This window comes from Pseudomonas sp. HR96 (assembly GCF_034059295.1).
Lineage (GTDB): Bacteria > Pseudomonadota > Gammaproteobacteria > Pseudomonadales > Pseudomonadaceae > Aquipseudomonas.
The window spans coordinates 2769976-2792028 of sequence record NZ_CP139141.1 but is presented as its reverse complement, the minus strand read 5'-3'; the positions used below and the strand labels follow the sequence as shown (position 1 = coordinate 2792028).

Genomic DNA, 22053 nt, shown 5'->3' with positions numbered 1-22053 from the left:
AGCCGAGCTCGTAGAGCCACGCCAATATAAAAGCGGCGCAGCCGTAAGATTAGATCGATGCTGTGCAATTCTATGCCAGGCTTGCATGCCCTCTCGTACGAAAGCTAGTCGCCCTTCCTGCTTTCCTCGGTATGACCGCTCTCAACCGATGCGAGTGCGGGACTTTGGGCTTCTAGCCGAATAGAAGCCACTGGTGAAGGCACCGCTACCGCCCAAAATGGGACTGCATAAGCAAAGCAAACCTTCGCTTCCAGCTTGACCGGCTTGCTAGGTCGATCAGCTCGCTGCCTCGCAACATGGAGTCTGTACCCTATGGCTTTGCGCGCGATAGAATTGATCTCCACACCCGCCAACGTGAGCTGGATCCGTGTGTACGCCAACCGCTGGAAATCATCAGGACAGCGTGGGTGGCGAAACATCGGTTCAAAGCAATATTCAATCAGTTGCAGCATCACGCCAAGATTGCAGCGCACCTGCAAGAACATCAAACAGACAAAATCGGTTACGACGGGCACGGCACTATCAAATGTGAGGTTCGGCTCGGCCAGATAGCCGCGCAACCGGTTGATACCTATGTTTGCAAACGTCTCACCCTGGCCCATCATGGCGATAAGGTCGGCAGCTTGGATCGAGACGAAGCTGCGCCTGGTCATCACCATCTGAACAATTGCCCGGGAGTACTCGCCTTGCGCCAAACGCCCTGAGATCAGCTCATTCGTTAGTAGCATTTGAGGAGATGCCCCTTTGATCTCCAAGAACCCTGCTATAGCGCGGAGGCGGGCATCTAGCGACAGTAGGCCACCGCCGTATTCCAAGCAGACAAGTAGCGTTGCGTACTCTCCGTCACCAAGAATGTCTCTGAGCGTATGCATCTGTGCCGGTAGCTGAGGCGGGCCGTAGGCCGGTACCACCTCACAATATTCGTCGACAGCTGCACAGATTGAATCGAGAAAAGCACGCTCCCGATGCCAACTGTCCTCAGTTTGCTCCTGCATACCGAGTTGCCCGTCGTGTGAGAAGAGCGTCCCTCCCTTGCGAAACCGCGCTGCAGACTCGATCTTTGTTTCGATGGTTTGCTTGGTGCCAGCAGCTACATACAGCCTTGGGATGTGCTCCAGTACATCGAGCATTCCCAGCGTCGCAAGCTCAACCAACATTGAGAGATCGACTACCCATGGGAGATCGCGTGCAGCGTCAACGGGGAATGCATCGTGGGTCTGGCCCACGCCCATCGAGACCTCAAGCAGTGGCCCCTCATCGGGCCAGCCTCTTACGAGATCGATCACATCCACACCGAGCATCCGCGCGATCAGCTCAAGCGTAGCCATGTGCTGGCCGTAGAGACCAATTGTGGTCAGACCCTGTTCTTTTTTCTGTTCGACTTGCTTGATGAAGAAGGAGATATCCAGCTCGCCGTCTTCACGCGTTGGGATGGTCATGGCGACTAAATTTTTGCTCGGAACGACTGAGCTTGAGACCTGCCCATATGACAGGTCGAGCAGACGCCGGTGAATGGTCACTATCTGCTTAACCTTGAGCGTCTGCTCTCCAATCAAGCTTCGAACAGATGTGGTTTCACCAACTTTGAGACCAATCAGCGCGACAGCCTGCGCCGAGTCTGCAGGGATGAATTCCGCGGTTGGCGAGAGCGGTGGGTCAACGTCAAAGTCTATTGAAACGTAACCACTGCCGCCGTTGCTGTCTTCGAGTTCGACCGATGTCCCGCGGGCGGCCTCAACTGGGTTGGTGAGGAAAGCGTCCACACTGCCGGATGCCATAACCATGAGCGAAATGTGCCCGGCCGCGGCCTCAAGGTTACCCGAACTTGCTCGCATGGTTCGGTAGATGCGGCCGATACCTCGATCAGGCTTCCCCCGGCTGATCTCCGCGTTAGCGAGTTTCAGCAGATCCTGAGCGGATCCTTCCATAAAGGGGGGGAGCTCGGCTATACAGGCGTCCATCTGCTCAGGGTTTACGTTGGCTAGGACTTGGATCAGTAACAGCCATGCACTGGCATCTAGAGGGTGCAATGAAACGATCATCTCTGCGATTTCGCGCATCTTCGGCCAGTCAGCGGCGTTACCGTAAACGTTCAACGCCACATTCCGCGCATCGTCAGACTGGCGCCACTCACCAGGGAGCGAATCCAGCAGATCTCGAACCTTCGCACGCTGATCTGTGAGTGCGTAAGAGTGAAGAAGATCAACATGCAACGGAGTGAACGAGTCGTGAGGCAGCACACGTTCGAGCATTGCAATAGCGTCATCGTGACGCCGTGCATGGAGCATCCACTGCGATGCCATGGACAGCTCCAGCAAATCGTTGCTCTGTGGTGCGAGTTCGGCCACACGATTCTCAAATGCCTGCCGCATTGCATCGTTATCGATGAAGGCCCGGGCAGCGAAAACTCCATCGGTGATATTGCTGTTCTGGGGGGTAACACCGAGCTGCGAAAGCTCCTGCTGAACGGCATTATTGCGGTGTTGGCGCAGCAAGGATTCCCAGCGCATGTGACGCAGGATCCGAAGCACTTTGGCCGACTCATCCGTGACAGGCCGCTGCACCTGGATATCGTAGGCAGCTTCAAGCAATGGCTCTTTACCCGCAACCAGGCACGCCTGGCCAAATATAACCAGTGCGTCATCCGCAAGCTGCTCAAGGCGACCAGAGAAGCGGTCAACAGCCTCACTTTCTCGCTTCAAATCGCAAAGAGCCTCAAGCTCCACTCGGGCCGAAGTCTCATGTTCTGGGACGCCACGCTGCCTTCCCTGCTCGATCATGTCCAATGCCTGACTCGGCTGCCCTATTAGCAGATACGCATAGGCGAGGTGAAACACGACGTCAGTTTTTGTCCTTGGACTTTGCTCGGCCCACAGCGCACCCTCGCGATCCTCAAACTTGGAGATCGCATCCAGGATGAGCTCGCGTCGATCCCGGGGCTGAGAACGCGTGTTCACGTGAAACGGGTTATCTGTAGCGAGTCGCAGGGCAAAACGCAGGTAATTTTCGACGATGAAGATGGAACTGTCAGGCTGTTCCAGAGCTGTCTTTATAGCGTCGACGGCACCAAGGTCGTCCCCGGCGCCGGCCCTGGAACTGGCCAACATCTGCCAAGCGCCGGACTTGTCGCGAAAGGCTGCGGGTATCTCGTCTTCAGTCAGCTGTCCTCGATTGAGGATCCTGGCATTGGTGAAAGCGATCCATACAGAATACGACTCCGGAAACCGTGCCTGTGCCGCCTGGCCAACCTGAACTGCAGCTTGCACATCATTTTTAAGCATCTGAGCCCGGACATGACCCGCAGTAATCCGGTCATCGTCGGTGTACAGGTTTGCGGCTGTCTCAAGATCTGTCGAGGCGGTCTCATCGTCCCCAAGATGCCAGAAGCACATCCCACGGAGAAAATGCCATCGGGCCTTCTGGTGAACATCAAACGTGTTCAGCTCCTCTTCGAGAAGCTCCAGCTGAGTCAAGGCGTCCTTGTATCGGCGGTCGTTGTGTAGCGTGCTGATGCGGTCAAGCTGGCGCGTAGCAAACGTGGTTTCCGACCCTTGGCTTGCGATGGGCAGATCATCAGTCAGTAGTGTGCTGCCGGGAGCGCGGCCAACGGAGAGGAGGGGAGCGAGGTATTCCGCCAGCGGGGTGAGCTCTGACGCGCGCTCTTGGCTGACAGGGATCGTGCCCACTTGATAGGCGCGCACACTCTCACGTATCAACTTGGCCGTATGAAATTCCCGGGCAAGCTCTCCCAGGTGGGCTGAAGCGGAAGAAAGATCAATTTCTCCGGCCGTGCCATTGAGCTCGGCACACACCGATAACAACTGCGACCATACTGCGCCGCTGTCTCGGCTTGGCAACGCCTGGGCGATAAATTGCTTTTGGTATCCGGCTTCCTGAGTGCGATCCGAGTCAAGATCGTGGGGCACAAACTTCAGGTGCAGTGCGAACTGGCGCAGGTCTTCGTCGCTAACCGTCGCCTCATTATACCGATCAGCTGCAGCCTTGATGGCGGCGTAAGCAGTTCGGTTCCGAGCGTTACTCAGCCCCTCTGAATGCACGCGGGTGTACCAAGACTCATGCGATAGGGACGCCAACGCCAGCCTGACCACCTCCACGGCACCTTCCATGGATGACGAGCTAGACACGTGGTAAACGATAAGGTTGTCGTCCAGTCCTCGTAGGAAAGTTGGTTTGATGAAATCCAACCACGCGAGCCCTACAGCTTCGATGAAAACATCATTGGCGGTCGCCTTGAGCGAGCGCTTCATCTGCATTCTTATTGTTGCTTTCTGCCCGGTGCTCAGCGAGGCAGCATGGACAACCAGGTCGTCAGTGTTGTGGTCAAATCCTCGACCTTGAAACAGCAACCTTACAATGACAAATCCTTCGCGCAACCCCGCACACGGGATGCCCAGGCACATGGCGAGCAGACGCACCGCCTGCACGCGTTGCTCGAATGCACCACCGCGCCCGCCCGTGGAAATAGGACTTGCGACCTTTTTCTGCTGAGGTTTCGGTTTAGGGCTGGAAGCTTTCTGTTCCTTCGCCTTTGGAGGCCTTGCCATACCTGGCTCGCACAATTGATATACGGCCCATCTTATCGATCATTTAACGCCATGCGTAGCTTTGTCTCCCTAGAGATTCCAAAGATCCAAGCGTGGGGCAGGGGGCTTCTAGAGAGCAGCCTTCGTAGCGCCGAATGCTATGACCGCTTGCAATGCAAGACCAGGCAAGGGGAGCGCGCAGGGGTGAGAATGGAAGCCCGCAGGGTCAAGACGACCGCCTCGCGGGAGGCTTGATTCACGACCAGCGAGCTCGTAGAGCCACTCCCTCGCGCACCGCCCATACTAGCTGACGCGTAGGGCTTTCTTACTACGATGCTAAGATACGTACATGGGCACGTAGGTCTATCAGGTCACCGTGAAACCGGTCGATTAAGGTCATTGTCGTTACCGGGGCGGCAAATGATGGGTGACGTCGCTTGTATATTGGTGGCTGTAACGTGGCGATTCGGCGAGGCGATCCGATCCCCTGGTATGAGGCGCAGAAAGTTATTAGCTACTCGCGCAATATTTGAGATATCCGGCGCTTAGTGCCGCATCAAATGGGATCTCGCTGATCATACGATCCCTCATACGGCTTTGGGATGATGCATACTCAAACTTCTAGGCTAAGGGAGCAGCGCGTGAAAAATGGCAGTGATGACTCTTCCCAAAAAAAGCAACGGCGAGGACGGGCGAAGAGCTTGCCACAGCCTAGTATCCGAAAGGGGGTCGTGAATCGAGCTTTTTACGTCGAGCTATCAATGCCGTCCTCGGCGGCGCGCGAACACCCGACGACCAGATCATCGGGCGCTGATTCGCATGTGCTTGCGAGGATTTTTGCAGACCGAATCGAGACTTGGCCAACAGTCATCAACCCCGGCTTCTTCTCAGAATATCCTCGGGAGAGGAAGCCGTATCCTCACGTTGTATATCGGCTTCCAAAACCCTTTGCTGGGCCACTGCCAAGCGATCCTAATTCGGCGGTGTCTCACATCGAACGCGTATTCGACTCTGTGATATTTAATTCCTGCGCCGAAGGACTGGGGTTCAAGCCGTCCTTCAACGCGGTACTCAGCGCGCTTCAGATCGACAAGAGTGTCGATACGATTGAAATACATTTTGAAGGCGAGCTCTTCAGGCGCAAGAACGTGGTTTGCGTTTCGGAAGCTACCCTAAATGATCTCAGGAAGGCCTTCAACTCTGCGGATGCTTTTTGGAATCGTCAAAAATCAGGGTCACGCGGCTCATACATTTACAAAGAAATTGTAGAAAAGCTAGCTCCTGAGCTAAAACACTTTGATGATCGTGGGGGGCAGTTTTTCAGCAGGTTTACCGAAGCCGAGCGAGATTATCTAGCAACACTGCAAGCATACATTCGCTACTTGCCCCTGGGGATGCCAGAAGACCTCAAGGCAATGCGAGAATCGATGGATCGGGACGAGCTATACCGCATGATCCACCATTATCAAATACTGCTCGCGCAAAACCTTAGCGCTACAGAGTGGCAAACGTTCCTCAGCCAAAATATCGATTTCGTCGTGAAATGCTTGCAGCATCCGGACTGCGGGGTGCTGGATCCACCGCTTGGCGCGCAACCCAAATCCGCTGTAGGGAGCCCAATCATTTATGGGCATGAGGCGTTGGTGCTGACTGTGAGGTCGCCTCATGCGACGCTCATGACACGAGGCGTCTTAGGCCTAGCCAGTGACGCTGACCTCGAAGCCGCTGGGGAGTCGCCTGAAAGGTGGATGCCCGATCCCGAGTTGGCATCTGCGATAGCGGAAGGTAGAAGGCTGCTACCTGATATCAAAGGACAGATCCAAAAACCGCGGTGCGTCGTCGTTGCCGGGCTCATGCCGGACAACGTGGATGAAGCGGCTGCCTACATAGGTTACCGAGAAGCGGCGAGGCAATACTACGATATCCATTTGGTTGACTTCGGCACGCTGCTGAACGGGCTTCGCTTGCTTACCTCGGCAGGTTCGGCAAAAGAGACTTGAGGGATCGCGTTAACGTGAGCCCGTCGGGTCGAAAATCTCGCCAAACTTCCGACCGGAAGTCTTAGCCTGACAATTTCAGCGAGAAGAGAAGTTGATGCTAAGGCATGCGGTTTTGAAGAGAATTGAGTGCTACGGCATACAATTTGAAAGAATTTTGGTGCTAAGGCATGTGGTTTTGAAGGAACGCTGAAGCTAGGGCATGTGATTCTGAAGTAAATGTCTGCTCCAGGCCTACATGTACCTTGAGCCCTTAAGCGGGGATCGGAAGCATCAGCCATGGACTATACTTTTTTCCAGTATCGTCGGCTGTATGGTTGCGTTGACGTGTAGATCAACGAGATTTCACGCTTTCTCTCATCCAACTGGATAGATCTGCTAGGTTTGGAAGTAAATGCAACCTAAAGCGTACAGAGAGGGAAAAGCTGTCGGAGATTTGAAGGGAACGGTGTTTAAGGCGTACATCGTCCAGATCCGGCGGTTGGGAGGGAATCTGGGGTTACTTTTACTTCAGAGCACTACAGGTTTTTGCAAAATTGACGCGCCGTGCAAACACATCAAGACCGCTGGAGGTCACGTCTGACGCGGGGTTCAGGGAAGGCCGGGGTAGTTTTCTACTAGTTTCGCGAACGCGTCATGAACACCCGATGTTGAGAGGGTCGATCAGATCGGCGTAACCTTACATCCTATACGATTTAACATAATATACATTATACGTACTCTTGTAGTCGCTGGTCCCGCCAGCCACCCGCACATTTGAACGGCCCCCACTGGCCGTGCCGTAAGGTTTTCTGCTGGAAGAACCGAATTCATAAAGAAATCCGTTCCGCCATGAAGGTCTGCTCATCGCCGGCCTCCTGCACCTGAGGAAAAGCCTAATGGGCTAAGCCCATCTCGTACCAAGCGGCGTCATCCTGGGTGCATCTGTGCATCTGTGCATCTGTGCATCTGTGCATCTGTGCATCTGTGCATCTGTTCAACATCAGCTCCCAGTGAAAAGCCATTATCGAGCGGCCAATGGCTGTCGCGCATCAGGTTCAACGTTCGCGGGCGAAACCACGCGCAGCACCAATTGAACGACAGGTCTCGACTGACAACGTGCTGGTACGCATCATGATTTGAGGTTGTCTGCACGAACCACGCGATCCGCTTGCCATTGGACAAAGCAGCCAGCGACGGCCAAGCGCAGCGCGTCATCCTGCTTTAGCGCCAAGCCCATGAGACTCCAACGAGATTCCCGTGCTCTAACAGCAATACCGCGCAGACAAGACAAAGCCCTCTGATGCATCGGTTGCCGTCCATTATCAACTCACCGCAGAAAGCTGATGACCGAATATGTGGCTCCTTCTAATATTGGCAGGTTGTCCATTCTCTGATTCTGTCCCGCGTTATGCACCGGCGAACTTATTGAGAATGGGGTTTTCACCCCCGACGGCGCCTCGCTAAACTGTCGTAAACGATACGAGTACCAAGTCCCTGACTAGCGCTTCGATCAACCTCGAAAAACAGACGACCCTGGCCCTGTTTTCTCCTTCGCTTGAAAATCCTCTTGCCGTTGGCCAACTCAACTAAATGACTATTTAGTTGAGTTAACACTGAGCGATTCTGAGATCAGGAAAATCAACAGGGGTATTTACTTCGCGACACCGTATGCAGCTGTGGTTACACGTGATAGGAATAAGCCAAAAGGAGCTAAAAAGGGCTATCACTTCTGCCCGCCCCCAAAGGACTGCCCAGCTTCAGATGCTGTGGGGATAGAGGTGTTCGATGAGCACACAACGACGTACCTTCACTACCGAATTCAAACGTAAAACTCGGTGGGACAACATAGTCCGCGCCCTGCCCCCGCCCCCCGCAGCCGCGGCCCATGAAGGCATGGTGGGACCTACTGATCGACGTGTTTAACCGTCCGGCAAAGTCACCTGACCGATCCCAGCAATAAGGGCGATGTTCCCCACCTAAAAATACGCGGACACCATCACCCTTGTCGTCAGATTCCCATCCGCCAAAGAACCTCTTATCCCAACCCTCTCAAGGCCCAGATAGTCCAGGAATGCCTGCAACCCGGCGTGTAGATGGCCAGTGTTGCCCTGCGCCACGGCACTAATGCCAATCTGGTTCGCAAGTGGTACTTCTTTATCAAGATGTTCAGGCTCAGCGTTGCCCGCCTTTGTTCCACTAGAAATGCAGCCAATAGCCCCATAGAGTACGGGCTAGGCAAGCGACGCTGAGAGCCTTGGCCGACCAGCAATGCCTTATGGATTTAGACCAAAAGAAGCCTTCACCGTGAAATACAGCCCCTTGGCGGGGCTGCTGATATCAACTGAATATCCCTCGGGGCTTTCAGTGATGTGATTAAGCTGCAACGCGGCGGAGCGCAAATCATGATCCTGAACACTGATAACGGTGGAGCCTGCCCAAGCGAAATCCGACAAACGCCGCTTTTCGATACTTAGTTCATGCAAGTCCGTCGAGCCGTTATCCTGATACAAGTAAAGGTAATCGCCTTCGCACAGGGCGTTTCCCGCAGGGTATGAATCCAGATAAAATCTTCGCTCGCCGATATGCAACGGGCGCGAGGAGTACGATTTAACAGCCGCCGGCGGTCTATCTTGATCAAGCCATCCGATGCTATCGGGGCAGCCGAGGGCGCCATACCGAACCGGAGCCGTAACAGGCCCCACTGTTCGGTTCAAGATCTGCCCATTGGCGCGAGTCTGCACTGTCGAGGGCTGATGGGCTACAGCTGCGGTCGGTGCTATCGAAAGTGCCTTGGACACCAGCAAATGAGGCTGCTGCCCTGTTGAAGCCTCGAGAGAGTAAGCAGGGCAAGCGGGCCGCTTACCCACAGATTTTTTCCAGGACTGCTCGACGATTTGCCGGCCATCAGCCGCGTGGATTCGCATGAGCAAGGTCTCCCTGTCTTCGGTCAGCTCGATGAGCGCCCGGGCGTCGCCGCTGGCAGGCAGGGAAGCCTGGACTCGATGAGGACCGGGCTGCGTGTAAAAGAAGTCCCGCCCATCGAAGCGAACCTTCTCAACGCCCCAGTCCAACAGTGCGGCCACCAGACCTTTGCCTGTCGAAAATTCTCTGGCTGGCGTGTGATCAACAAGCCGCACTTCAACGGTTCCATCGCCCGCCGTGAGCGGCTCGACCACCTTGGAAAATTCCGTTCGGCAGACTTCGTCTGCCTTGATCGCCACGTGCTGCAAACGGACTTGCTCGTCGGCGTTGGCGCCTTGATGATCGGCCGCCGAAAGGACTGCCGCGCCAATACCTATCACCGCACAGAGACCAAGGCCCAGCGGCCTCAGCCAACCCCCATTTTCGAACGTAGCGTGGTGCCCCCCTCGCAACTCCACGGCACCCGCCGCCGCGAGCATCAGCGCGATGGCCATGAACCAGACGACCATCCCCCAACCATAGCCGTAAACCACGCCGACCCCCGGGGTGTATTTCAAGGTCATGGTATTCAAAGATAAAACCACGGCAAGCCAGGCCGGCACGGCCGCACTGCGATTGTCCTGAACGCGAATGAACGCCCACCACAGCATGGGATTGGCGAACCAGGCGAACTGCAAGCCCAGAGCGCCTACCCAGCCCGTCATGAGGATGGTGCCGCCGCTTGGGAAATCGGTACCGTTGGCGTCCGTCCACGTCGGCAATACCAGCGAAACCGCCCAGAGACTCAGCGCAGCAGTCGAGAGCGCCGCCGATGACAAGACCGTCCGCTCGAAAAATCCGCGAGAGGGCGGTAGCTGAAGATTGTCTGCAGCGGGATCGGCGGCCCTCTCTATCGGCCTCCGACGGCGAAATAACATCTTGCTCAGATACCTGAAGCCACCCGCCTGGACAGCAAAGGGCAACGCAACGCCGACGTAGAACGCGACCATGACGTACCACGTCCGGGCAACGGGGTTGTGCCGCAATGAAATGAAATAAAGCGCCACAGCCCCTGTCCCCGCCAGAATCCAGTAGGCATAGGTCGCGAACTCACGGGCAATGATGCTGGGGTGCAAGGTGATCAGGCGCTTGACTGCCTTGAGCAGAACCAACATCACAATCCCGTGGAGACATCCCGATAGCAACTGCTCCCAGGGGGTAAGCAGTCCTGATAACCATCTATCCATGCGCTGATCCGAGGCCTTTGATCCCTGACGACTTTCTTTTATCGGCAAGTACCGGCGGGGGTTTAGGGACTCTTCGTACAAATTCAGGGTATGCGAAAGTCGCATGACCACCTGTCCGAGCCGCCCATGAGCCAGATGGGTCAGATAAGCATTTCCGACTTCGAATACGCCGGCAAGCGCAAGCAAACCCGTAGCGAGCGCTTGCTTGCCGAGATGGATCAGGTCATGCCTTGGACAGGCCTGCTGAGGTTGATCAAACCTTGTTCCCCCAAGGCCGGCGGCGGTCGCACCCCCTACCCACTGGAGAGCATGCTGCGCATTCACCTACTGCAAAATTGGTTTCCCTGCCAACGCAGCAGGCGCGCCAGATCGATCAATTGCTGCCTCATAGGTGGACAACTAACCTTCCAATGTCAGGGGTTTGAAAATCGCTTCTGATGAGCTACAGCTAGTACTCAAGCCGCCCGAAAAGCTCTTCGAAAGGGATCATGACGTGTTGTCGGTAAGCTTCGCGCTCTTGGAGTCTTTGATACCACGCCTCAACGTGAGGAATGTGCGGTCGGGGAATATCCAACGTGAAGTATCGGTACAAATGTGTGCCAACAGGTATGTCTGCCAACGTTAAGCTCTTACCGCCCAGAAACGGTTGCCCGCTCAAGACCTGCTCAAGTAATTTAAAATATTGGGCACACTCACTGATGTTTTTCTCAATCGCGTGGGTATCTCGCTGAGCTTCGGGCGTTCGATAAAACCCCCAAAATACCCCACTTAAAAAAGCCGGTTGTAAGCTAGTTTGAGACCAATCCATCCAGCGGTCAGCTTGAGAGCGCTGAACGGCATCATCCCTCCAGAAATCAGATTGCCCATGACGCGCCGACATATATCTGAGAATACTGTGCGACTCCCATACAACCGTTCCATCATCATCTTTAATGGCGGGCACTCGGCCATGGGGATTCATGGCCAAAAACTCTGGAGAATCCTTGATACCATATTGGCCGCCCGCTGGAATATGCTGGTGAGCCAGGCCCAACTCGCCAATGAGCCACATCACTTTCTGAACATTGAGCGACGAGCGTCGTCCCCAGACCTGAAGCATGCAACCTCCCTATTGACTGTCCCAAGCGAGAGAGCCTATGCAAATGCGAATGGAAAATAATGGTGTGCTGCCATGCCTCGCAATCTTATCCGAACCGCGCTGGATTGGGCGATACAAGATGAGGCATCCCCGAATGCTGGCTACAAGGTGTGTTGAGCAGACGCTTACGTTACACGTGATAGGAATAGGCAAAAACGCTTCTAGCCCAGCCTTGATGGCTGAGTCCGTCAAATCACCAAAGTTGGCGTAGGAAGCATCCGCCAACTCGCTATACTCGGCTATCTTCTGAATAGACATTATTTATTCCTTTAATTTTAATTTTTTGGGGGGATCGCTTTCATGATAACATTGGTAATCTGTTCTGCCCTGGGACCATCGCATGCAAGCGGCTCTGGACGAATATCTACCAAGGCATGAAGCATTCCAAACAGCCCTTCGCCATAGGTCATGAAACTAGACTTAGTTGCTAGCACTTTACCTTCTAGGCGATTCATAAGAGTGACCCTCGTCTCCAAAACGCCCTTTTCGTGAGCTATTAGATCGCTCGCCACATATATTACTGATCCAGGTTTGTCAATAGCCTCTGCGTGGATTTCTCCGTTCGCAGACTCCGTGAATCTATAATTCTTTGCGGTATTCGAGTTCTGATCTGTCCTGTCGGATTCTACATATGCGTAACCTGATTTTAGATAATAAGCTATATCTCTATCAGTCATTTCTTTCAAGTAAAATCCTGGTCTTGGCGAGGTTTCCATAATATGGATGCCCGCCCGCTGACAGTCGTAGCTAAAACTTACAAGCGATGTTATATCACCACCCCAAATCAGTCCAAAAAGCAGTATGAATGTCAGAGATCCTGTGCGATATGAGGCACTCCATTTGTAGGCTTTTAGTGATAAGATGACAATCAATGCCGTTATCAGAGTAAATGCGAATATATATATTAAAAGATACATAAAGACTTAGAGATCCCATGATTTATCACGTTCGAGGTGGCTGATTTTAGGCGTCATTTATGGCTATTTACCTTTCGTGAATGCTTTCCCGCAATTGCTGTTCAAGGGGGCTAATAAAATAATCAATGATGCGGCGCTCGTCTGTTTTTATCTCGACGGTGACTGCCATACCAGGACTGAGCGGAAAATCCACTGCGCCCCCCGATAAATGGTCACTATCCAACCTGACTTTAGTGCTATATATGAGCCCTTTCTTTTCATCATCGATAGCATCATCAGAAACGCTCATCACTTCCCCAGGTACGGTCCCATACTTTGTAAAAGTAAACGTCTCGACCTTGACGGTAACTTTCTGATGTGGATGCACAAACCCTATGTCCTTGTTTTCCAGCATGGCTTCGACTTCGACCGGCTGGTTATCGGGCACCAGGGTCAAAAGCGGCTGGGCAGGAGTGATCACGCCTCCTATGGTATGTACGTTCAGCTGCTGGACCGTGCCGCTCACAGGTGCTCTCAGCGTTGTCAGCAGATCCTGGTACTGCGCTTTGGCCAGATCCTGAGCCAACGAGTTGGCTTTCTGCTCAGCCTGTTGAAGCAAATCAAGCATGGCCCTTCTGGTCTGCGCGACGATACCGTCGGAGCGCCGTTCAGCCTCCTGCCGCGCGGCTGAAGACTGCAGCAGGCTGGCCTGCTGCACACCCAGCTGGGCGGCGTTGACTGCCTTGGCGGTGGCCAGCAGCCGCAGGTTTTGTCGAACAGCCTTGTCGACCCAGACACTTGGGTTGCTGGGGACAGGTGGCTCGGTAGGCAACTGGTGGCCCATGCCGGCGATGGATTCGTAATTGACATTGGTCAGACGGGATAACGCTTCAAAGGCATCATCGACCTTGCGTTTAGCGAGTTGGCGATTCGCCCGCGCGTTATCGTAGGCGGCTTTGGGCGTCATAGACGTCGGTGATGCTCGAAGCGCCGTCATCCAGCTTGCCCTGGGCCTGGTCGCGCTGACGAAGCAATGCGGCTTCTTCGGCCTTGGCAGCCGCCAGCGCATCAAGCGCGCGCAGGGTTTCGAAATAGGCCTGCGCAGAAGTCAGAATCAACGCTTGTTCTTTGGCGGCCAGTTCCAGCTCGGCCTGGTCGACGCTGGAGCGGGCCGCCTTGAGTTGATACCAGCGGTCCGCATGGAACAGTGGCTGGCTCAAGTTGGCCTGAAAGGTATTGCCGCTGCGTTCGCGCGTCAGCGCAGGGCGATCGCGGTCCAGGCGCGTGACTTCGGTTTTGGTACCGGCGCTGATGCTGGGCAGCAACCCTGACATGGCTTGCGGAATGGCTTCGACCTGCCCTTCGAACGTGTGGCGAGCAGCAGACAGCTGCGGATCATTCTTCACGGCCGCTTGATAGACACCCAGCAGGTCAGCTTTGCGGGCATCGTCGCTGAATGCGACTGCACTAGCCAATCCAGGCAGCAATGTTGCCGTGGCGATCATGACGAAGCCGAAGCGGGTCCGATTTAGCATTTTCAATCCTTGAAGGCTCTGGGACGGCGCTTTAGCGCCCGGGACAGCACATCCTTTCAAAAGTTCTCGGCGCTACGCGTCAAAACTTAAATATTTCTTTATGAATAAATTCATTTTTATCTTGGGCAGATGGATAGGTCTGGGCTGCCTGTAGATGGCATCAATACCCGGGTCGCGGATCGCTGTGGCCAGGCAACTGCGGTCTTCGCAAAAGCGAACAAACTGCTCGAAGTAGTTCGGGCACATGAAGGGCTGCTCGCCAACCGCGGCGACAGGGAATCAAGTGATCGTGGGCCCATTCAATATCGACGTGCCCCGAACACCCTGATGCTGGCAAAGAATGTGAATTTTGCCCTCTCGCCGGCATCACTTATCTATCATTTCCCGATTGCAGGAGAGATCGAATGGTTAACGTCTATGTAGAGCCTCAACCGAAAGGAAGACCTGAAGGCGCCGCCATCACCGGTTACATTCTGGAACTGGCAGGCGGAGCGAAGGCTTCTCAAACCGAATACAAGACTCAGGAGGAAGCGATCGACGACGCCAGAAAACTGGGTCACAAACCTCTGGTGGCGCGCGTTAGGGATACTGACAAGGGTAACCCGGACCATTGGCGAGCTGCCTGATCCCACGCGACCGATCCAACGAGTGCTACCGACCCAAAAGACAACGGGAATGCGCCAAAGGATCAGGCACGCAGTACTCGGGGATTGATCAACTCCGATACCCAAGGAAGCTGATCCGACGCCTTTTTCCCGATCCCACTCACTTCGGCCAGAGGCTGGCCGAAGTGAGCGGTTGGCAGCTCGAAACTTGGGCAACAGATGCTGCGGACGTTCCTCATCATCTGACTTTCCACCGACGTCCTGGCCCACTCAACTGGACGGCTATTAGTTGAGTCGACACTCCAGACACCTCTACCCCCCTACTTCATCGCAGCAATCCGCATCTCGTCAAACCCCGCCAGCCCCGCTAGGATGGGCCTTTGCGCCAAGTTCGCGCCTTTTCGACAAGCCCGGCTCCCCATGCTGCTGAACGATCCGTTGACCTTGCTGCTGCTCATCACCCCCTTCGGGCTGTTGACCACCCTGATGCTCTGCCTCTCCGGTGTCGGCATCGGCAAGCGGCATACCCCGCTGCTGTGGTGGCTGGCCGGTGATTTGTTGCTGGCGGCCTATCGCAGCGTCGATTTCCTGCAACCTGGGGTGGCGACCGGCAGCTACGCCTGGCTGGCGGTGCTTTCTCCAGTCAGCGCCTTTGTGGCTAACACTTCCCTGCTGATGCTGGCCATCGGTGGTCACACCCTGGCCTTGGGGCATCTGGCCGGCCGTGCTGGCAGCCCGTTGCGCCAGCTGGTTGTGCTGTGCGGGCCGGCGGCGATCTATGGGGTGGGTGTTGCCCTGCTCCTGCATGGCGCCTATGTAGTGCCGTGGTTTCTGCTGCTGGCCTTGGCATCCATCGGCCTGCAGCTGGGCGTGACCTGGCCGCTCAAGCGGCGTTACCGTGGCGCTTGGGGACTGTTGGCCGGCCAGGCGGCGCTGTTGCTGTTTCATGGCTACAACACGCTGGGCCTGCTGATCGAACCGCTGCCGCCGTTGCCGTTCGACGAGCCGGACATGTTCTCGCTGGCGGCGCTGGGCATGGACTTCATGGTCTCGTTCCTCTTTACCCTGTGCTTTGGCCTGATGCTGCAAGAGCAACTGCGCCTGGACATCCTGCAGATGAGCCTCACCGACACCCTTACCGGTGCCTTGAACCGGCGTGGCGCGTCGGTGCAGCTCTTCGAGCAGTCCCGCCGTCTCGTCGGCCCCTCGAACTACCCCATGTGCGTGGCCCTGCTGGACCTGGACAACTTCAAGAAGATCAACGACCAGTACGGCCACGCCGCCGGCGACATCGCCCTGACGGTGTTCGCCAGCAGCGTCCTGCGGCTCAAGCCGAAGGAGGTGTTGTTCGCCCGCTGGGGTGGCGAAGAGTTTCTGTTGGTGTTTCCCCGTACCGGCCTCGACACCGCCCGCCAGTTTCTTGGGCAATTGCGCCAGGCGCTGGGTGAGGCAAAGGACAGCCCGGCGCCGATCCGTTTCAGTGCCGGCCTGGCGCAGACCCACGAGATGGACACTCAATCGGCGTTCGAGACAGTGCTGCATGCCGTCGATCAGGCGCTGTACCGCGCCAAATCGGTCAGGGACCGAGTGGAGTCGGTGGAACCGGTCGCCAGCTGACATTCAACCTGTGCCTGGTCTGTAGACGCAATGGATGCTATATTGCGTCTACAGACACACTACAGATCGCCGCGAGGTCTTTGCATGTCCACCCTTCTGCCCGCTCCCGCCTTCAGCCGTGACCAGTGCGCAGCCGGCCTGCACGCTGCCGTGAGCATTCTGGAAAAATGGCAGGCTTCAGGCGATCAGGCCTGTCGCATCCTGCGCATTTCCCGTAGCACGCAAACGCGCGCCAGGCAGCGTGAGGCGGGTTGGTCGGTGAGCCTGGATGCCGATCAGATGCAGCGCATCAGCCTGGTCCTGAACATGCACGCTGCACTGCGTCTGGTGTTCGACAACCCGCAGAACGTCTACGGCTTCGTCGCCATGGCCAACCACAACGAGTTTTTCAACGGCCGCACGCCGCTGGAAATCATGGCCCAGGGCGACATGATCTCCCTGTACGAAACCTTCCGCCGTCTGGATGCGCTGCGCGGTGGCCAATGGTAGCGCCCGCCCAATTGCCCAGCCTGGGCGTCCACTCGCTGCAGGCCTACCGGCTGGTCAACTCGAAATTCCCGCCTATCGCGCTGTTCGACGATGTCGCCGACGCCAGCGAGTTCGACACCCTGTTCCAGATCCAGGCCCTGACCAACCCGCGCCTGCTGAACGAAGCCGGACGCCTGGAATTGATCCCGCGCCAGCAGATTCCCTTCGGCATCCCCGGTTGCTCCTACGCCACGGCGCCCTTCACGCATGTCAACCCCGCCGGCTCGCGCTTCAGCGACGGCAGCTTCGGCGTGCTGTATCTGGGCGAGTCCCTGGAGACCGCGCTGGCCGAAGTGCGCCACCATCAGGACCACTATTGGTCCGGGGTGGCGGGGCTGGGCTATGACCGCTTCGTCTTTCGCGGCCTGACCTGCACCTTCAACGAAGCGGACATGCTCGACGCCGCCGTGCTGCCCCTGAGTCACCCGGTACACGCCGCAGATGACTACAGCCAGGCGCGCCTGCTCGGCCAGGCGACCCGAGCTGCCGGACGCAACGGGCTGCGTTATCGCTCGGTGCGCCGGCCAGGTGACCTGTGCTGGGCACTGCTGACGCCCAAGGTGGTGACTTCGATCGTGCAGAGCGCCCACTATGAAATGATTTGGAACCAGGGGATCACCAGCGTCAACCAGATCAGCCAGGCTTGATACGCCATTAAAAAATGACAGATCGGCCAACGGGTTGTCGAACTTCCAACATAAACCGTTTCACCTGGAGGTTTCATGACCCGTTCCGCATTGGTTGTCGGCTCGAGTGGCATCGTCGGCAGCGCCACGTCCCGCCTGTTGATCGATAATGGCTGGACCGTCGCCGGCCTGGCGCGCAAGCCCAGCGCCCTGCCCGACCTGACGCCGATCAGCGCCGACCTGCAAGACCCTGCGGCGTTGCAGCAGGCCCTGGCTGGGCAGCAGCCGACTCATCTGTTTCTTACCACCTGGTCGCGCCAGGCCACCGAGGCCGAAAACATCCGGGTCAACGCAGCGATGGTGCGCAACGTGCTGGACGCCCTGCGCCCGGCCGGCAGCCTGCAGCACGTGGCGTTGGTCACCGGCCTGAAGCACTACCTGGGCCCGTTCGAAGCCTATGGCAAGGGCGCCTTGCCGCAGACGCCATTTCGCGAAGATCAGGGCCGCCTGGACGTGGAGAACTTCTACTACGCCCAGGAAGATGAAGTGTTCGCCGCCGCTGCCCGCGACGGGTTCACCTGGAGCGTGCACCGCCCGCACACCATCACCGGCGTGGCGGTGGGCAATGCCATGAACATGGCCACTACCCTGGCGGTGTACGCCTCAGTCTGCAAGGCGACGGGCCGGCCCTTCGTGTTCCCCGGCTCGCAGGTGCAGTGGGACAGCCTCACCGACATGACCGATGCGCGCCTGCTGGCGCGCCAGCTGCTGTGGGCCTCGACCACGCCGGCGGCAGCCAACCAGGCGTTCAACGTCACCAATGGCGACGTGTTCCGCTGGAAGTGGATGTGGAGCCGCATCGCCGAATGGTTCGAGCTGACGCCGGCGCCCTTCCCTGCGCAGCCTTCGCCGCTGGCCGAGCAGATGACCGGCGATGGCGAAATCTGGTCGAAACTGGCCGCCGAGCATAGATTGAAAGAGGCGGACATCAGCCGGTTGGTTTCTCCTTGGCACACCGATGCAGACTTGGGGCGACCGATTGAAGTGGTGACCGATGTATCGAAGAGCCGACGCTTCGGCTTCCTCGACTTCGAGCCGAGTGACCAGGCGTTCTTCGATGTCTTCGCCACATTGCGTGCCGAGCGCTTGATTCCCTGACGCGGTGCTTCAGTTTACTGGGCGAGTTGCGCAAGCGGACTCAGTGAGTCCACCCGCAACTGCGCCTACGAAAGTACTGCATCTCGTTGTCATAGACCTTGCGATGCAGCATGACCGTCCATTCGCCAGGCGGCGGCAAGGGCGGCGAGTCGCCGGCGTCATAGACCAGCCAGACGCCGCAGGTGCCGGTCGGCAGCTGCTGATACTGCCAGAGCCAGGGCGGCCGGGGCAGCTCGTATAGCAGGGTCGCATCGCCGTCGTTATCAGGCGGCGCGCCGCCCTGGTTCAGCCAGTACCAGGGCAGCGGGTGGTGACGCAGGTAATACAGGGCGCTCATGTAGGCGTCGTCGGCGTAAACCACGGTCTCGTCACCGGGCCGCCAATGCTGCCGGATCTGCTCGGCCAGCGGGCCGACGCCGCTGCGGTCGCCCTGCGGGCTGTCCAGCAGCTCGCCGTATTGATAGCCGTTGGCCAGGCCGGCGGCCTGCACAGCGCAGACCACCACCAGCAGCAATCCGGCGACGCGAGCGTTGCGTTGCCATTGCGCGTCGATGGCCAGGGCCACCAGCAGCACCATCGGGATGGCACAAAAGCTCAGGTAGCGGGCGACGAACAGCGGCTGGATCAAGCACAGCAGGCAGGCCGAAGCCAGGGGTAGCAAGGCCAGCAGCGTCAGCAAATGTCGATCACCCCCGCGCTGCGCGCCACGCAGCCGCCACAGGCTCCAACCCAACAGCAGCGGCACCAGCAGCCACAGGGGCGGCAGGTCTGCGAGCGGTTTGTCGAGTATCCAGAAGAACTCCCACAGGGTGGTCGGCACCGTGGCCAGGGTCAACGGCGGTATCCATTCCAGGTCCTCGGGCATATGCAACTGCTGCCACAGGTGCGGCAGCCATGGCAGATACAGCAAGGCGGCCAGCAGGTTGGCCAGCCACCAGCGGGGGTTGCGCAGCAGCCTGGCGCGGCCGCGGGTGGTGAGCAGCGCGTAGGCCCAGAAACTGGCCAGGCCCATGATCGCAAAGTAGTGGGTGTACATCGCCGCCGCAGTCACCAGCGCGTACAGCAGCGGATAACGCCAATGTTGCGGTCGGCGCTGCCAGAGGGAAAGCAGCAGCCCGGCCGCGACCAGCCACAAGGCCAGCAGCGCATACATGCGCGCCTCCTGGCTGTAGCGCACGGCCATGGGCTGCATAGCCAGCAGCAGTAAAGCGACGAGCATGGCGCGGCGCGAAGCGAACAGGCGAACCCAGTAACCGGCGAGCAGCACTGTCAGGGTGCCGGCCAACACGCTGACCCCGCGGATGGCCCACAGGCTGTCGCCGAACCAGGCCATGGCCAAGTGCACACAGAAGTAATAAAACGGCGGGTGCACGTCGTTGCCGGCCAACGCCCAGATGTCGCCCAGCGGGTGAGCGCTGATGAGCGTCCCGTAGGCTTCGTCGTACCACAAGGTACGCTCGGGCAGCCACAGTAGCCGCAAGCCCAGGGCCAGCAGAAGCAGGCCGGCCACCACGGGGTCGGTGAAAACCGGCGCCAGGCGTTGTTTCACTGCGGGCGATGCCTCTGCCGGGGATAGTACCCTTACCATAGGACGGCGCACGCCCGCTGTCGATCAACACGCTCAGGGCAACTGACCGAGCGGCTCGCCAGCGGTGCAGGCGCGGCGGCTGAAATAGTCCAGCCGCAGGCCGCTGGCCTCACGGTGTCGCTGCGCTTGCCAGTCCCGCCCAGGCGGTCGTGCGACCTCGGCGCTGCTCGGCGAAAACAGCCACAGGCCACAGGCCGACAAAGGCAGTTCGCTGAAGCGCCAGAGCCAGGGCGCACGAGGGGTGAGGTACAGGAGCACGTCCGGGCCGCGGAAAGGCGGTGGGTCACCGGTGAGCCACAGCCAGGGCGTCGGGTAGGCGCGCAAGTAGTAGAGCAGGCTGAGGTAGTCGAGGCTCTGCACTACCACCTCGTCGCCGGGCTGGCGTTCGCGCAGCAGCGCGGCAGCGAGACCCGGCACACCCGCATGGGCGTAGCCGTCGCCGTTCAGTTGCTCGCCGTGGCGATAGGCGTTCAATAGCCCCCCGCCCTGCACCACCAACGTCAGGGCCAGTGCTGCCCATGCGGCTGACCGATGGGGCCGGGTGAACAACCGATCGAGCGCCAGCCCCAGCACCATCACCAGTGGCAAGGCGCAGAAACTCAAAAAGCGGGGGGTGAAGAGCGGGCGGTACAGCGACACCAGGATGGCCAGCACCAGCGGTGCCAAGGCCAGCAGGGTCACCAGCGAACGCTCGGGGTTGCGTGGCGGGTTGAGCCAGAGCGTCCAGGCGATCAGCAGCGGTCCCAGCCACAGCAGCGTCTGCGGCAGCGGCGTGTCGACGATCCAGAAGAATTCCCAGAGCGTGCTCAGCACCCGCTCGGTGCTGAGGGGCGCGACCCAGTCCATGTTGCCCAGCGCATGCAGTTGAAGCCACAGGCTCGGCAGCCAGGGCGCGAGCAGGAGCAGGACCAGCCCATGCGCCAGCCACCAGGATGGGCGGCGCAGCAACAATTGGCGGCCTTGGGCGCTGCCGAACGCTACGACCCAGTGCCCGGCCAGACCCAGCGCGGCGAAGTAATGGGTATAGAGCGCCGCAGCCGCCAGAACGCCATAGAGCAGCGGCCAGTACCAACGCTGGGGCGCCTGCAGCCAAAGGGTCAGCATCAGGCTGGCTGCCATGAGCCAGAAGGCCAGCAGCGCGTACATCCGCGCTTCCTGGCTGTAGCGCACCGCGATCGGCTGCACCGCCAGCAGCAGGAGCACCAGGCAGGCGGCGCGGTGCGAGGCGATGCGCCGCGCCCAGTAGCCGCCGGTCAGTACCGCCAGGGTGCCAGCCAGCGCGCTCAAGCCGCGCACCACCCACAGGCCGTCGCCGAACAGCGCCATGGCCAGATGCAACAGGGTGTAATAAAGCGGCGGATGAACGTCGGCCGCTACCAGTGACCAGATCTGCGCCACTGGCTGCTTGGCGATCAGCACGCTGTAGGCCTCGTCGAACCACAGCGCCCGCTCGGGCAAATGCACCAGGCGTACTGCCAGGGCCAGCAGCGCCAGCCCCAGTACGTACGGATCAGCGAAGAAAGGTGGAGCAGGCTTTTGCAAGGGATGGACTGCCGTGGCCGTGGAGTTCCCTGAAGATAGTCAATCCACGGTGAACTCACTGAATAAAAACTGGCGATAATCGGCAAGATGAAACTTTGACACGTATTGTTATAAAGTTACGCGCAAACGGCTAGACTCGCCGCGATTTC

The 22053-nt window shown here is 57.9% G+C and carries 12 protein-coding genes and 2 pseudogenes; 7 read left to right on the top strand and 7 right to left on the bottom strand.

Annotated elements, in window-relative coordinates; all coding sequences use genetic code 11:
• Positions 1 to 104: 104 nt before the first annotated feature.
• Positions 105 to 4565, bottom strand: coding sequence for a PIN domain-containing protein (locus tag SFA35_RS12495; protein WP_320578783.1), 4461 nt, complete (start codon positions 4563 to 4565; stop codon positions 105 to 107).
• Positions 4566 to 5185: 620 nt separating this feature from the next.
• Here SFA35_RS12495 and SFA35_RS12490 point away from each other — a divergent pair.
• Positions 5186 to 6544, top strand: coding sequence for a hypothetical protein (locus SFA35_RS12490; RefSeq protein WP_320578781.1), 1359 nt, complete (start codon positions 5186 to 5188; stop codon positions 6542 to 6544).
• Positions 6545 to 8796: 2252 nt separating this feature from the next.
• Here SFA35_RS12490 and SFA35_RS12485 read toward each other — a convergent pair.
• A complete protein-coding gene (locus tag SFA35_RS12485) occupies positions 8797 to 10599 on the bottom strand; it encodes a hypothetical protein (protein ID WP_320578779.1) in 1803 nt (600 codons plus the stop codon).
• A 207-nt stretch (positions 10600 to 10806) separates the two neighbouring features.
• Between SFA35_RS12485 and SFA35_RS12480 the strand changes: the two are divergent.
• A pseudogene (locus tag SFA35_RS12480) lies at positions 10807 to 11013 on the top strand (IS5/IS1182 family transposase); the annotation flags it as partial.
• Between the two features lie 106 nt (positions 11014 to 11119).
• On the opposite strand, the gene SFA35_RS12475 reads toward SFA35_RS12480, so the two are convergent.
• The 3 genes and pseudogenes from SFA35_RS12475 to SFA35_RS12465 all read right to left on the bottom strand — a co-directional run bounded on the left by SFA35_RS12475 (position 11120) and on the right by SFA35_RS12465 (position 14210).
• Positions 11120 to 11770: a glutathione S-transferase gene (locus SFA35_RS12475; protein ID WP_320578777.1), complete on the bottom strand. Its 651-nt coding sequence runs from the start codon at positions 11768 to 11770 to the stop codon at positions 11120 to 11122.
• Positions 11771 to 12084: 314 nt separating this feature from the next.
• Positions 12085 to 12495, bottom strand: a complete 411-nt coding sequence (locus SFA35_RS12470) for a hypothetical protein (RefSeq protein ID WP_320578772.1) — start codon at positions 12493 to 12495, stop codon at positions 12085 to 12087.
• Positions 12496 to 12793: 298 nt separating this feature from the next.
• Positions 12794 to 14210 (bottom strand): annotated as a pseudogene (locus SFA35_RS12465) (HlyD family type I secretion periplasmic adaptor subunit).
• Positions 14211 to 14644: 434 nt separating this feature from the next.
• Here SFA35_RS12465 and SFA35_RS12460 point away from each other — a divergent pair.
• The 5 genes from SFA35_RS12460 (at position 14645) to SFA35_RS12440 (ending at position 18774) form a co-directional block, all read left to right on the top strand.
• Positions 14645 to 14866, top strand: a complete 222-nt coding sequence (locus SFA35_RS12460) for a hypothetical protein (RefSeq protein WP_320578770.1) — start codon at positions 14645 to 14647, stop codon at positions 14864 to 14866.
• Positions 14867 to 15265: 399 nt separating this feature from the next.
• The gene (locus SFA35_RS12455) at positions 15266 to 16462 is read left to right on the top strand and encodes a GGDEF domain-containing protein (protein ID WP_320578769.1); all 1197 of its coding nucleotides are present in this window, start codon (positions 15266 to 15268) and stop codon (positions 16460 to 16462) included.
• 84 nt (positions 16463 to 16546) lie between these two features.
• A complete protein-coding gene (locus tag SFA35_RS12450) occupies positions 16547 to 16951 on the top strand; it encodes an antitoxin Xre/MbcA/ParS toxin-binding domain-containing protein (RefSeq protein ID WP_320578767.1) in 405 nt (134 codons plus the stop codon).
• Entirely contained in the window at positions 16945 to 17637 is a 693-nt protein-coding gene (locus SFA35_RS12445) for an RES family NAD+ phosphorylase (protein ID WP_320578765.1), read from the top strand. Before SFA35_RS12450 ends, SFA35_RS12445 begins: the two co-directional genes overlap by 7 nt.
• 75 nt (positions 17638 to 17712) lie before the next feature.
• On the top strand, positions 17713 to 18774 hold the full coding sequence (locus SFA35_RS12440; RefSeq protein WP_320578763.1) for an SDR family oxidoreductase: 1062 nt from the start codon (positions 17713 to 17715) through the stop codon (positions 18772 to 18774).
• 40 nt (positions 18775 to 18814) lie between these two features.
• On the opposite strand, the gene SFA35_RS12435 is transcribed toward SFA35_RS12440, so the two are convergent.
• A complete protein-coding gene (locus SFA35_RS12435; protein ID WP_320578761.1) occupies positions 18815 to 20323 on the bottom strand; it encodes a glycosyltransferase family 39 protein in 1509 nt (502 codons plus the stop codon).
• Between the two features lie 72 nt (positions 20324 to 20395).
• Positions 20396 to 21904 (bottom strand): glycosyltransferase family 39 protein, encoded by a 1509-nt coding sequence (locus SFA35_RS12430; RefSeq protein ID WP_320578759.1) that lies wholly within the window; start codon positions 21902 to 21904, stop codon positions 20396 to 20398.
• Between the last annotated feature and the right edge of the window lie 149 nt (positions 21905 to 22053).